The organism is Streptomyces sp. NPDC042371 (genome assembly GCF_056437465.1).
In genome coordinates this window covers 105,548-117,856 of the sequence record NZ_JBWKAP010000015.1, presented here as the reverse complement: position 1 = coordinate 117,856, position 12,309 = coordinate 105,548, and the positions used below count along the sequence as shown (strand labels likewise).

The 12,309-nt window shown below is 71.7% G+C and carries 10 protein-coding genes; 4 read left to right on the top strand and 6 right to left on the bottom strand.

Annotation, left to right across the window (positions count from 1 at the left end):
• Window positions 1–4: 4 nt before the first annotated feature.
• Genes AC068B_RS34755 through AC068B_RS34745 form a run of 3 tightly spaced genes read right to left on the bottom strand, consistent with a single transcriptional unit; the run spans window position 5 to window position 5,732 of the window.
• Window positions 5–1,492, bottom strand: coding sequence for an alpha-amylase (locus tag AC068B_RS34755; RefSeq protein ID WP_478675502.1), 1,488 nt, complete (start codon window positions 1,490–1,492; stop codon window positions 5–7).
• Window positions 1,489–4,221 (bottom strand): MGH1-like glycoside hydrolase domain-containing protein, encoded by a 2,733-nt coding sequence (locus tag AC068B_RS34750; protein WP_478675501.1) that lies wholly within the window; start codon window positions 4,219–4,221, stop codon window positions 1,489–1,491. The genes AC068B_RS34755 and AC068B_RS34750 overlap by 4 nt, the downstream gene beginning before the upstream one ends.
• Complete coding sequence (locus AC068B_RS34745; RefSeq protein WP_478675500.1) at window positions 4,218–5,732, bottom strand: hypothetical protein; 1,515 nt, start codon at window positions 5,730–5,732, stop codon at window positions 4,218–4,220. Before AC068B_RS34745 ends, AC068B_RS34750 begins: the two co-directional genes overlap by 4 nt.
• 131 nt (window positions 5,733–5,863) lie before the next feature.
• On the opposite strand from AC068B_RS34745, the gene AC068B_RS34740 reads away from it, so the two are divergent.
• The 3 genes from AC068B_RS34740 (at window position 5,864) to AC068B_RS34730 (ending at window position 9,418) form a co-directional block, all read left to right on the top strand.
• The gene (locus tag AC068B_RS34740) at window positions 5,864–6,451 is read left to right on the top strand and encodes a DUF1269 domain-containing protein (protein WP_478675499.1); all 588 of its coding nucleotides are present in this window, start codon (window positions 5,864–5,866) and stop codon (window positions 6,449–6,451) included.
• Window positions 6,448–6,936 carry a DUF1269 domain-containing protein gene (locus tag AC068B_RS34735; protein WP_478675498.1) on the top strand — a complete coding sequence of 163 codons (489 nt, stop codon included), beginning with the start codon at window positions 6,448–6,450 and terminating at the stop codon, window positions 6,934–6,936. Before AC068B_RS34740 ends, AC068B_RS34735 begins: the two co-directional genes overlap by 4 nt.
• A gap of 166 nt (window positions 6,937–7,102) precedes the next feature.
• The gene (locus AC068B_RS34730) at window positions 7,103–9,418 is read left to right on the top strand and encodes a winged helix-turn-helix domain-containing protein (RefSeq protein ID WP_478675497.1); all 2,316 of its coding nucleotides are present in this window, start codon (window positions 7,103–7,105) and stop codon (window positions 9,416–9,418) included.
• 6 nt (window positions 9,419–9,424) lie between these two features.
• On the opposite strand, the gene AC068B_RS34725 is transcribed toward AC068B_RS34730, so the two are convergent.
• Both AC068B_RS34725 and AC068B_RS34720 read right to left on the bottom strand, forming a co-directional pair.
• Complete coding sequence (locus AC068B_RS34725; protein WP_478675496.1) at window positions 9,425–9,934, bottom strand: response regulator transcription factor; 510 nt, start codon at window positions 9,932–9,934, stop codon at window positions 9,425–9,427.
• Between the two features lie 77 nt (window positions 9,935–10,011).
• Window positions 10,012–10,293, bottom strand: a complete 282-nt coding sequence (locus AC068B_RS34720) for a hypothetical protein (protein ID WP_468565473.1) — start codon at window positions 10,291–10,293, stop codon at window positions 10,012–10,014.
• Window positions 10,294–10,472: 179 nt separating this feature from the next.
• On the opposite strand from AC068B_RS34720, the gene AC068B_RS34715 reads away from it, so the two are divergent.
• The gene (locus AC068B_RS34715) at window positions 10,473–10,916 is read left to right on the top strand and encodes a DUF7144 family membrane protein (protein WP_468565472.1); all 444 of its coding nucleotides are present in this window, start codon (window positions 10,473–10,475) and stop codon (window positions 10,914–10,916) included.
• Between the two features lie 37 nt (window positions 10,917–10,953).
• Here AC068B_RS34715 and AC068B_RS34710 read toward each other — a convergent pair whose 3' ends face one another.
• Window positions 10,954–12,264 (bottom strand): diacylglycerol/lipid kinase family protein, encoded by a 1,311-nt coding sequence (locus tag AC068B_RS34710; protein WP_478675495.1) that lies wholly within the window; start codon window positions 12,262–12,264, stop codon window positions 10,954–10,956.
• Window positions 12,265–12,309: the final 45 nt, after the last annotated feature.

Here is a 12,309-nt window from a genome sequence, read left to right as displayed (position 1 = left end):
CCGCTCAGGTGCCGCTGTCGGTGGAGACGGCGAACACGTGGGTGCCCCAGGGCCCGAGGGCCACGTAGAGGCCGGGGTCGTGCAGCTCGTCGCCGGAGCGTTCGTGGCGCGAGCCGTCCAGGAGGTCGGTCAGCTGGACGGCGCGGCCGCCCAGTTCGGGCCAGGGCAGCCGGATCCTGGCCTGCGCGGGCTGCCCGGAGTGGTTCACGGCCACGGCGAACCGCCCGTGGGCGCCGGTCCAGCTCCAGGCGAGCACGGAGCGGTGGCTGGGGTTGTCGGGCCATCCCTCGCTGTCGAGCGGGCGCCAACTGCCCCCGCGCATGCCGCTCTTGTGGACGGCGGAGAGCAGCCGCTCGTGGAAGGCGCGCAGGGCGGTGTCGGGCTCCTCCTCGGGGCGCCGGTCCAGGAAGACGGGCAGCTGGGTGCGGCGCCCGGTGAACTGGCCCTCGTGCCACAGCGTGGCCCCGGGCAGCGTCGCGATGGTGACGGCCGCCGCGCGCTCCTTGTCCGCGGGCAGCGTCCGGGCGGCCCTGGGCTCGTCGTGGTTCTCCAGGAACCGTACGAGGCGGCGCTGGTAGTCCACCGGCGCCCGCAGGTGCTGCCGGACGGACTCCGCGTCCTCGTGCACGATGCGGTCGTAGAGCCGCTTGTCGTAGCAGAAGTCGAACCCCTGCTGCTGCAGGTCCCATTCGAGGTCCCAGTACGCCTCGGCGACGAAGACCATGCCCGGGTGCTGACGCCTGACCTCGCCGAGGACGGTGGGCCAGAAATCCTGCTGGGGCGGCGGCCCGGCGTACTGCCCCCAGGTGCGGGCGAAGACGTCGTTCATGAGCAGCATCGCCATGTCGCAGCGCACCCCGTCGCAGACACCGCCGATGTCGGTGAGGACCTGTGCGGTGGCGGCGCGCAGCGCGGGCGCGAAGGCGTCGAGCTGTACGACGTCCGGCCACGGCGGGAAGAAGGGGTCGCGGCCGCGCGCGTACACCTCCGACCCGGCGCCGAGGAACGCGGCGGGGTCGCGCCGGAGGTCCTCCGCCGTGCCCCGCACGAAGTACTCGGGGTGCTCCGCCACCCAGGGGCTGTCGGGCGCGACGTGGTTCGGCACGTAGTCGAGGAGCAGCCCGACGCCGCGGCGGTCGAGCTCGGCGCGTGCCACGGCGAGCCCCTCGGCGCCGCCGAGCGCCGCGTCGGCCTCGTAACGGCGGATGCAGTAGGGCGACCCCGCGATCTCGTCGTCGGCGATGTCCGGCACCGCCCGGGCGAAGGCGTCCCGCAGCGACGCGTCGCGCAGGGCGATGGAGCGGCCCTGCGGACTCCGCTCCCACACCCCCATGAGCCAGACGGCGTCGACGCCGTGCGGGGTGATCCGGTCCCAGGCGTCCTTGGGCACGTCGGCGAGGCCGGTGTGCGGGCCGGTGCGCTGCTGGAGCTCGCGCAGCCACACGCGGGTGTTCACTTCGTGCACGACGGGTTGTGCGGGCAGCCCGGTCATGAGGTCTCCTCCCCGGGGTCGGCCAGGAAGTCCTGTGGCCGACTGCTCCCGAAGATCATCATCAGGGGGGCCACGAGGCCGGTCCAGCCGGTCTGGTGGGCGGCGCCGATCCCGGCGCCGTTGTCCCCGTGGAAGTACTCGTAGAACGAGATCAGGTCGCGCCAGTGCGGGTCGTTCTGGAACTTCTCCTGGCCGCCGTAGACGGGCCTGCGCCCGTCGGGGCCGCGCAGGAACGTCGAGCCGAGCCGGCGGGAGATCTCCTCGGCCACTTCGTAGAGGGTCATCCGCACCCCGGAGCCGGAGGGGCACTCCACGGTGAGGTCCTCGCCGTAGAAGCCGTACAGGTTGAGCAGGGCCCGTATGACGAGGGCGTTCACCGGGAACCACACGGGGCCGCGCCAGTTGGAGTTGCCGCCGAACATTCCGGAGTCGGACTCGGCGGGCACGTAACCGACCTGGTGCTGCTCGCCGTCGACCCAGAAGGTGTAGGGGTGCTCGGCGTGGTGGCGGGAGAGCGCGCGGATGCCGTGGGGGCCGAGGAACTCGTCCTCGGACAGCAGGCGTTCGAGCACCCTGAGGAGCTTCTTCTCGTCCATCACCGACAGCAGCCGCGGCCCGCCCGCCGAGCCCGACTGGGCGGAGGCGAGGGTGGTGGAGAGCGAGGGGTGGCGGGTAGCGAAGCGGTGCAGCCGCTCGCGAAGGCCGGACACCTTCGCGAGCTGGGAGGGCCGGAAGACGGTCGACGCGCACAGCGGAAGCAGCCCGACCATGGAGCGCACCTTGAGCCGGACCGCCTGGCCGTCCGGAAGGCGCAGGACGTCGTAGTAGAAGCCGTCCTCCTCGTCCCACATCCCGTCGTCGAGGTCGCCGACGCGGTCCATGGCCGCGGAGATCCACAGATAGTGCTCGACGAACTTCAGCACCAGGTCCTCGTACGCGGGGTTGTGCTCGACGAGTTCCAGGGCGATCTGCAGCATGGCCTGGCAGTACAGGGCCATCCATGCGGTCCCGTCGGCCTGTTCGAGCTGGCCGCCGGTCGGCAGGGGCGCACTGCGGTCGAAGACGCCGATGTTGTCGAGGCCGAGGAAGCCGCCCTGGAAGACGTTGCGCTCGCTGGGGTCCTTGCGGTTGACCCACCAGGTGAAGTTGGTCAGGAGCTTCTGGAAGGTGCGCTCAAGGAACTCCCGGTCGCCGTGGCCGGTGCTGTTCTGCTCCATCGTGTAGACGAAGTACGCGGCCCAGGCGTGCACCGGCGGGTTGACGTCGCTGAAGTTCCATTCGTACGCGGGAAGCTGCCCGTTGGGGTGCAGATAGGCGTCCCGGGTGAGCAGCTCCAGCTGCTCCTTGGCGAACCGGACGTCCACCATCGACAGGGCGATGGCGTGGAAGGCCAGGTCCCAGGCGGCGAACCAGGGGTACTCCCACTTGTCGGGCATGGAGATGATGTCGTCGCTGACCATGTGGAACCACTCGCGGTTGCGGGTGTCGCCCCGCGGCAGGCTCCACGGGGTCAGGCCGTGCTCGGCCAGCCAGGTCTCCAGGTCGAAGTAGTAGTACTGCTTGCTCCACAGCATCCCGGCGAACGCCTGCCGCATCACGCGCCGTTCGTCGTCGCCCGCGCTCTCCGGCGCGAGACCGTCGTAGAAGGCGTCCGCTTCGGCGATCCGCGTGGCGAAGACGGCGTCGAAGTCGCGGTCGAGCGAGAGCTGCGAGCCGGTGGGGGCGAGCCGCATCCGCAGGGTCGTCGAGCCGCCCGCGGGCAGGGTGAGCGTCCAGTGGGCGGCCGCTTTGGTTCCTTCCTGCGCCGGGTTGACGGCTTCGGTCTCCCCGTCCACGACGTGGCGGCCGATGCCGTCCTTGGCGTACGCAGACGCGCCGGGCGAGCCGAAGAGCCGCTCGCTGTTGGTCTCGTTCTCCGTGAAGAGGAGCGGCACCGAGGCGCCGAAACGCAGGTCGTAGCTGCCGAGTTCGTGGTGCGCGGCGGTGAGGGCCACCGTGCCGCGGGGGCTGCCGCCCACGCCGATCCGGGGCTTGTCGGCTGCCACGGCTCCCCCGGCACCCTCGACACCTTCGACTCCCCCGGCGCCTACGGACCACGACCAGGTGTTGCGGAACCACAGCGTCGGCAGCACGTGCACGGTCGCCTCGTCGGGCCCGCGGTTGTCGACGGTGACGCGGACGAGGACGTCGTCGTGGGCGGCCTTGGCGTACTCGACGCTCACGTCGAAGTAGCGGTCGTCGGCGAACAGCCCGGTGTCCATGAGTTCGTACTCGAAGTCGCCGCGCCCGCGCTGCTGGTTGGTGCCCACGAGGTCGTTGTAGGGGTACTCGGCCTGCGGGTACTTGTACAGATAGCGCATGTAGGAGTGGCTCGGGGTGCTGTCGAGGTAGAAGTAGTACTCCTTGACGTCCTCGCCGTGGTTGCCCTCGCCGTTGGTGAGGCCGAAGGCGCGCTCCTTGAGGATGGGGTCGCGGCCGTTCCACAGCGCGAGGGCGAAGCAGAGGCGCTGCTTCTCGTCGCAGATGCCGCCGAGACCGTCCTCGCCCCAGCGGTAGGCCCGGGACCTGGCGTGGTCGTGCGGGAAGTACGACCACGCGTCGCCGTTGTCGCTGTAGTCCTCGCGGACCGTGCCCCACTGGCGCTCGCTCAGGTAGGGGCCCCAGAGCCGCCACCGGCCTTCCTCGTCGCCCTGCGGGCCGATCTGCCCGGTGCTCGTGCGTGTGCTCATGGGTTCCCTCCCTGCGGCGAGGTGACCTGGGCAGCGTCAGTCTCGGTGGCGGGCCCGGGCCCGGCCTCACCTGCGGTGGGTGAGGCGTCCTTGCCGGTTTCGGCCTTGTTGGTTTCGGCCTTGCTCGTTTCGACCTCGCTCGGTTCGGCCTCGCCGCGGGCGAGCAGCGTGATCCCCGCCTCGTACGCGAACAGCAGCAGCGCCACCACGAGCAGCGCCGTCCACGAGGCGAGCAGCAGGGCGACCAGGGCCGCCACGACGAGCCCGCCGACCCGCAGCACATCGGCGTGGGTGCGGATCCACTGCCGCGCCCCCGCACCCGTGCCGCGGTGCGCGGACCGCGCGACGAACCCGCCGAAGGCCCGGCCGCCCTTGGCGACGGTGCGGCGCAGCCACACGGGTAGCCTGCCCGGTCCGACGAGATAGGCGATCAGCGCGATGGCGACACCGATCCACAGGAGCTGGGCGCCACGCTCGCGCAGCTGCTCGAACACGGTCCACAGCACGTCGCGCACCCCCTCCCGGTAGGCGCCGGGCTGCACCTGGTTCAGGAGCTGGTCCCGCACCGCCCGCAACACGCTGGTCAGCACGGTGACCGCCACCACCAGCCACAGACCGAACTGGAGGACGGTGCGCCGCCGGTTCGGGGAGACCCAGAGCGCGAGGGCGAGCAGGACGGGTACGGCGATGACGAGCCCCCACACCGCCCGCTTGAACAGCAGCACGGCATCCTGCACCTGGCCCAGCTCGTGGCGGTCGTAGAGCCGCACCTGCCCGAAGTCGTCCGGCAGCGTCACGCCCAGCGCCTTCTCGATGCGGTCGTGCAGGCCGGGCGGTATCTCGCCGGAGGTGATCTGCGGCAGGTCGAGGTCCTTGCCGAAGAGCGTGGGGAGCCGGTCCTCCAGGGTGTTGAGGACGTTGTTGACCATGGGGAGCAGATTGAGCGTGACCGTGTCGCCCTCGGCCCGCACGTTCTTGTTGCGGTCCTCCAGGATCGAGACGATCCGCTCGTGCGCGGAGCGGTTGGTGGCGCTCCACAGTTTCTGGAACTCGTCGGTGGCGAGCAGTTTCGAGATCGACGTGCGCACGTAGTCGTGCACCGCCCCGGTGACCGGCGGGGCGAGGAACGTCGCCCGGTCGGGCAGGGCCTCCGAAAGCCGCTGCTCCACGTCGAGCTGGTCGAAGATCTGCTCCGTGAGATAGGCCGACACGGCCTTGTTCACCGCCGGGTGGCTCGGCAGGTCCTCCACCGTGTCGACCCACCGCCCGGTGCTCAGCGTCGTGCGCGCGCCCCACACGCCGATGACCGAGGTGACGGTGAGGAGGGCCGCGAGAGCGATCAGTACGGCGGCGGTCACGCGCCGGACCACCAGGAGCCGGACCTTTCTGCTCCTGCGGGCCCCGGCGCTGGCCCGCAGGTCCGCGACCTCCGCGCGCAGCCGCTCCAGTTCGTCACCGGCACCGGGGGCGCCGGTCGTCGTGCGGTCGTCCGCAGCTTCTCCGTGGGCCATGGCGTCGCACCTCCGGCGCCCACTGTCGGGCAGGGCCGTGGCGCGACCTTCACCTGTGGTGGGTGACGTGGGGAGGGGCCGGGCGCGGCCTTATGAGAGCGAACCGTCGATTTTCGAGGAAGGGAGTCCTGATGGGCACCATCGGGCCCATACAACTGCTGACGGTCGAGTTCGGCCCCTCCGCCAAGTTCGAGGGCCGGGTCATCGAAGAGTTGATCATCCTGGAGTCGAACGGGCAGATCCGCGTGCTCGACATGCTCTTCGTGCAGAAGGAGATCGACGGACGGCTGATCGCCCTCGACTACCAGGCCGAGAACATGGGCGACACCGTCGCCGCGCTGCTCGGCATCTCCCGCGACAGCATGCGGGGAGCGGAAGAGCTGTATCCGTCCGTGTCCGAGGGCAACGCCTTCGGTCTCACCCGCGCCGAGATCGCAGAGACGGCCCGGGAGCTGGAGCCGGGTTCCGCCGCGGCGTTCATCCTCTTCGAGCACGTGTGGGCGAAGTACCTGAGGGCCGCCATCCGCAATGCCGGTGGCGTCCCCGTGGCCGAGGGGTTCCTCACCGAGGAGGTGCTCCTGCCCATCGCGGCGGAGCTCGTCGCCGCGGCGGACCAGCGGGGCGACCCCGTCTCCCCCCGGCACCACACGGCCCACGAACCCGAGACGGCCGCGAAAGAACCGGAGAACAAGAACAAGACCCGGATCAGGAGGAAATGATGGCCGATCTAGTCGTGCTCGGCTTCACGGACAAGGACAAGGCCGAAGCGGTCCTGAGGCTCAGCAAGGAGCTGTCGCGCCAGGAACTGCTCGACCTGGAGGACGCCGCACTCGCCTGGCGGACCATGGACGGCAAGGTCCATGTGCGCCAGAGCTACAGCCTCACCGGGACCGGTGCGGCAGGCGGGGCCCTGTGGGGGACGTTGTTCGGCATGCTCTTCCTGATGCCGGTGTTCGGTGCCGCGGTCGGTGCCGCCACGGGCGCGGTCGCCGGAAAGCTCTCCGACATCGGGGTGAACGACGCCTTCATCAAGGAGGTCGCGAACACGCTGGAGCCCGGCAAGGCCGCGGTCTTCGCGCTCGTACGCCGCTCGACGCCGGACCGGGTACGAGAGGCGCTACGCCCCTTCAACCCCACCGTCCTGCGTACCTCGCTCACCTCGGACCGTGAGGAGGAACTCATCGAGGCGCTCCAGGCCAAGTGAGCCCGGTGTCCGGCGCCGTGCCCGTTCTCCTGCAGGGGAGCGGGCACGCGCCGGGCGCACGGAAACTTCACCCGGGTGAGATGGCGCCCCCCGAGGGTGCCGTCCCACCCGTCGGTCCCAGACTCGTCTTCCCAGCACCACCCGATCCGAGAGGGAGGTGCCGTCGATGGACGAACGCCTGGGGGAACTGCTTGACGAGAGCGTCTTCGCACCCGAAGCAACCGTGCCCGAACCCCGCACGGCCGTGCCCGAGCCCCGCACGGCCGTGCCCGACCTGCCGGGGTGGCTCGTGCCGCGTCCCCGGCTCGCCGAGAGGCTCTCGCGTGGTGTTCTCGGGCCGCTCACCGTGGTCGTGGGGCCGGTGGGTGCGGGTAAGTCCGCACTCGCCACGGAGTGGCTGCACACCGGCCGCGCACCCGGTCCCGTGGCCTGTGTGCGGTGCGAGGGGCGCGAGGAGCGGCCGGACGTGTTCTGGCCGCGGATCCTCGCCGCGCTGCGCGACGCCGGAGTGGACCTTCCCGAGTTCAACGACGTGCCCGTCAACGAACTGCTCGTCGCACGCCTGTCCGCGCAGCTCACGCAGCGCGGCACACCGGTCGTGCTGGTGCTCGACGACTTCCAGCCGGAGCCGGGCTCACCGCTGGCCGAGGGCGTCGTCAGCCTCCTGAGACACACCTCGTCCATGCTGCGCCTGGTCGTGTTGTCGCGCCGGGACCCGCCGCTGCACTTGCACCGCTACCGGCTCGCCCGCGAACTCACCGAACTGCGCACCGCCGACCTGGCGTTCACCGACACGGAGACCGCGTCCCTGCTCTCCCAGCACGGCCTGGACGTCGGCCGCCACGTGATCAGGGCGCTGCGGCGGCGTACCGCGGGCTGGGCGGCGGGCATCCGGCTGGCCGCGATGTCGATGCAGGGACAGCTCCATCCCGATCAGTTCATCGCCCGGTTCGCAGGCGACGACGAGGCGATCGTGACGTATCTGGTCGAGGAGGTGCTCGACGCCCAGTCCCCGGAGATGCGCCGTCTGCTGCTGACGACCAGCGTTCTGGAGGACGTGAACGCGGAGCTGGCCAACGAGGTCGCCGGGGCCGAGGCGGGGAGGTACTTCGCCACTCTCGTACGGCAGAACTCCTTCCTGCAGCCCCTGGGGCAGGGGTGGTTCCGCTGCCACCGGATGTTCGCCGACGTGCTCCAGCTGAGGCTCCAGCACGAGCTGCCGGGCAGTGTCGCCGGTGTGCACCGGCGGGCCGCCGCCTGGCTGGCCGAACACGGGTGCCTCGCGGCGGCGGTGGGCCATGCCCTCGCGGCGGACGACTGGTACTACGCCAGCCGTCTGGTGGTCGGACAGCTCGGGATCGGACAGCTCCTGGGCCTGACGGCGACACGGCTGCCGGACATTCTGGGCCCGTGGGCCCCCGCGGAGGTGCGGACGGACGAGCCCGAACCCGTGCTCGTCGCCGCGGCCGTGCAGCACACGGACGCCGAAGCGCTCGCGGGAACGCTGGAGGAGGCGGCCCGGCTGATCGACCGGCTGCCGGACGGCGAGGGCGACCGGGCGCTCAGGTGCCGGCTCACCCACGCGGTGATCCGGATGGCGGCGGAGCATTCCAGGGACCTCGCCGCCGCGCGGGCCGCGGCCGCCGAGGCCAAGGCGCTGTGCGCACGGCTGCCCGCGCACCCGCTGGCCGAGCGGCCGGAGATCAAGGCGCTGACGCTGTTCGTGCTGGGCCGCTCGGAGTTGCGCGCGGGTGACCTGAAGGGGGCCGAGCCCCTGCTCACGAGCGGCCTCAAGGCCGCGGGAGCCACCGAGAACGGTGCCCTGCGCCGGGGCTGCCTGGTGGAGCTCGCCCTGCTCGAAGCGCTCCGCGGACGCTTCCGGGCGGCCGGTGAGTTCGCCACGCTCGCGACCCGGCCGCCCCTGCCCACCTGGACCGCGCGGGACAGCTCCAACGCCACGCTCCTTGTCGTACGCGCATGGGTCGGCCTGGCACGCGGCGAACCGGCGTTGGCCCGGAGCGAGTTGGGGCACGTGCGGGCCGCGCTCCACGCGCTGCCCGACCCCTTCACCACGGGGGTCGCGACCCTGGTCGGACGGCTGGTCAACATCGCCGAGCAGGGTTTGCCCGCGGCGCCCGAGTCACTCGTGGGCACCGTCGGCCCGTGGCTGCCGCCGACGCTGCGCCAGCCCCTGGTGCGGGCCTGCGCGGCCACGCTCGAAACGCCCCGTGCCAGGACACACCACCCCGACCCCGCCGACGGCGGCCACGGCACGGCCGACGCCCCGGTCGAACGGCTCACCGCACGGGAGGGGGACGTGCTGGGGCGGCTGTCGCAGATGATGACCACCGAGGAGATCGCGGAGGACCTCTACCTCTCGGTCAACACGGTGAAGACCCATCTGAAGAGCGTCTACCGCAAGCTCTCCGTGTCCCGCCGATCGGCGGCGGTCCGGCGGGCGCGGGAACTCCAACTGCTCTGACGGGTATCAGAGGAGGCCCAGTTCGCGCGCCCGGTACAGCGCCTGGGCGCGGGAACCGACGTCGAGTTTGCGGTACACGGAGCGGGTCTGGCTCCGGACGGTGTTGAGGGAGACGTGCAGGTTGTCGGCGATCCCGCGCAACGGCACGTTCGCCCGCAGCTCCCGCAGCACGACGAGTTCACGTCGCGTGAGCGGCACGGTGAGCGGCTGGGCCAAGGGCGCGGTGAGGGGCGCGGTGGAGGGCACCGCGCCGGGCACCGCCGCCAGGGTCGCCGACGCCTCGTCCACCAGCACCATCGCGGTGCGTGCGTCTCCGGCCGTCGCGGCGATCTCTACGAGCACCCCGGCCAGCCACACGAGGCAGGCCGTCTCCACGGCGTCCGTGCCGCCCGGAGCGTGCCGGGACGCACACAGGGCCCTGCGCAGCCGGGCCCTGCGGCCCGGGGCCGACGGCCGTACCGTCGGCGCCCGGCCGTCGTGGGTCACGGGAATGGGGAACGCTGTTACCGCGGGCATGTCCGCACCTTCCTGCTGGCAGGCAGCACATACCCAACGTGTCCGTTCTCCGCGGCTTCGGGAAGGGCCCTGACCGCCTATCCGGAAGGCTTTTCGGCCCTAGTGGGCGGGGGCAGACCGCGTACCTCCAGGAGTTCGAGTCCCAACGCCTGGATGCGGTCGAGAATGCCGTACAGCGCACTCTGGTCGATACCGCCCCCGTACATGACGGTCTCCGCGGGACGCAGCGTGACCGTGAGTTCGGCGAAGGCCGACCGGAGGCCCTCGCCGAGCGTGCCGCGCACCCGGATCTCGAACCTGCCGCCCTCGGGGAGCCGTTCGGATCGCCCGGAGCCCGCGCCCGGCTGAGCGGTGCCCATGGCCTCACCTCCTGCGGTTCCTGCCCGTGCGGCCATTCTTCCGGGCCTGTCCCGGGCGGCCTCACCCCGGCCAGGTGACTGTGTTCGGGACCGGCCGCGCATCTCGCCTGCCGTGGGTGAACCGCTCGGGGGGCGGTCGGGGCGACGCTCCAACCCCACCGGAAGAGGAGGGAGCGGTCATGGCTGAACAGGCCCGGCCCGAGAAGCCCGCAGCGGGGCGGCTCGCGGTCACCACCGTGGTGTTCTCCGTGTGCGTACTGACGATCGTCGGCAGCTATCACGCCATCGCGGGGTTCGCGGCGATCATCAACGACGCGTTCTTCGTGCAGCTGGACGACTACCCCTACGCACTCGACGTCACGGCCTGGGGCTGGCTCCACCTGATCATGGGCATGATCGTCCTTGCAGCCGCGCTCACCCTGCTCAGCGGGCACCTGTGGTCGCGGGCCGTGGGTGTCGTGGTCGCGGCGCTGAGCGCCCTGGAGTGCTTCTTCTTCGTGCCGTTCTACCCCGTGTGGTGCGTCGTCATGATCGCGCTCGACGTGCTGGTGATCTGGTCCCTGGTCCGGTACGCGCGTCCCGTGTCCGACAGGCTCCTGGGCGTGGACGAGCCGTCGAGGTGAGACGCCGCGGCGCTATCAACAGCGCCTCAACAGCGCTTCAGCGGCGCTGACCGCGCCCCAGCGCCAGCCTGCCGATGTGCCGCCAGTCGAGCATCGGGCGCTCCCGGCGCACACCAGGGCGGTGGCGCGGCACGAGCACCCGCAGGGCCAGCGGCCGCACCTCGCAGCGCACGGGGACCCGCAGCGACACGGCCTCACCGTCGACACCGACCTGGATCCGGTCCTGGTCGGCGTCGACCACCACGTGCGCCGCCGTCGCCCGTACGAGACCGGCGGCACGCCGTCCGCGCAGCAGCCCGGCGGCCTGGGCGGCGCTCGTCACCTTGACCCCGACACAGCCCAGCTCCCCGCTGTCCAACCGGGACCTGCGGCCGAGCCCCGCGATGTCCCCGGTCCCGTAAGGGTTGTTGCTGACGAGCAGTGCCTGCGGCTCGGCGAACTCCGTGTGACCTGCGCGCGCGGAGAGCCGTGGCCCTTCGTGGCCCGCCAGCATGTCGGGCAGCAGCCGCAGCGCCGTACGCGTCTTGTCGTCCCGGTACGCGGGGCTCGCCACGACCTCGGCATAGGCGCCGAACGAGACGTTGTTGACGAAGGGCAGACCGCCCGCGCTGCCGAGGTCGACGTGCAGCTCCACGCCGTCGCGCAGCGCGTCGAGCGCCTTCGACGGGTCCTCCCGGTCCAGCCCCAGGTCGAGGGCGAAGTGGTTGCGGGTGCCTGCCGGGATCACCAGGAAGGGCAGGCCGAGCGCGGCGGCGACCTCGGCGACCTGCGCCTGCGTCCCGTCGCCGCCCGCGACCCCGAGCAGGTCGGCGCCCTCGGCCGCGGCCTTGCGGGCCATGTCGGCCACGTCGCTCCCGTCGCGCCACTCCAGAAGCAGCACCTCGGCGCCGAGTCCCTGCGCGCGCTCCCGCAGTTCGAACCGGCGGACCTTCCCGCCGCCCGACCGCGGATTCATGATCAGTACGGGGTGGCGCACGGACGGCGCCGGATGCTCGGGCATCGGGGCAGGACCCTCGTCCCGTACGAGCGCCGCGCGGCCCGTGGCGACCGCCACCAGCCACAGGGCGACCGCAAGGGCGGCGACCCAGGTCAGATGGGCGCGGGTGTACGCGACGAGAACCCACACGGGCGCCCCGAGCGTCAGCACCACGGCAAGCACCCGCAGGGTGCCCTCCTTGGCCAGGCTCCACCACAGTCCGGCCGCCACGAGCACCAGGCCGACGAGGCCGACGGCCAGCAGCCCGATGGTCCGCGCACCGGCGAACACACCCAGGGCCAGCCCCGCGACGAGGATCGATGCCAAGGACGCACGCGCCAGCCAACGGCGCTGCGCCAGCGTCGGATTCATGGCGCCACGGTGCAGGGCGCGGACGGGCACCACCTCACACCTGCG

Bases quoted from the DNA above. Each gene is read 5' to 3' on its own strand.
- AC068B_RS34755 (WP_478675502.1), bottom strand. From the start codon at position 1,492: ATGACCGGGCTGCCCGCACAACCCGTCGTGCACGAAGTGAACACCCGC.
- AC068B_RS34750 (WP_478675501.1), bottom strand. From the start codon at position 4,221: ATGAGCACACGCACGAGCACCGGGCAGATCGGCCCGCAGGGCGACGAG.
- AC068B_RS34745 (WP_478675500.1), bottom strand. From the start codon at position 5,732: ATGGCCCACGGAGAAGCTGCGGACGACCGCACGACGACCGGCGCCCCC.
- AC068B_RS34740 (WP_478675499.1), top strand. From the start codon at position 5,864: ATGGGCACCATCGGGCCCATACAACTGCTGACGGTCGAGTTCGGCCCC.
- AC068B_RS34735 (WP_478675498.1), top strand. From the start codon at position 6,448: ATGATGGCCGATCTAGTCGTGCTCGGCTTCACGGACAAGGACAAGGCC.
- AC068B_RS34730 (WP_478675497.1), top strand. From the start codon at position 7,103: ATGGACGAACGCCTGGGGGAACTGCTTGACGAGAGCGTCTTCGCACCC.
- AC068B_RS34725 (WP_478675496.1), bottom strand. From the start codon at position 9,934: ATGCCCGCGGTAACAGCGTTCCCCATTCCCGTGACCCACGACGGCCGG.
- AC068B_RS34720 (WP_468565473.1), bottom strand. From the start codon at position 10,293: ATGGGCACCGCTCAGCCGGGCGCGGGCTCCGGGCGATCCGAACGGCTC.
- AC068B_RS34715 (WP_468565472.1), top strand. From the start codon at position 10,473: ATGGCTGAACAGGCCCGGCCCGAGAAGCCCGCAGCGGGGCGGCTCGCG.
- AC068B_RS34710 (WP_478675495.1), bottom strand. From the start codon at position 12,264: ATGAATCCGACGCTGGCGCAGCGCCGTTGGCTGGCGCGTGCGTCCTTG.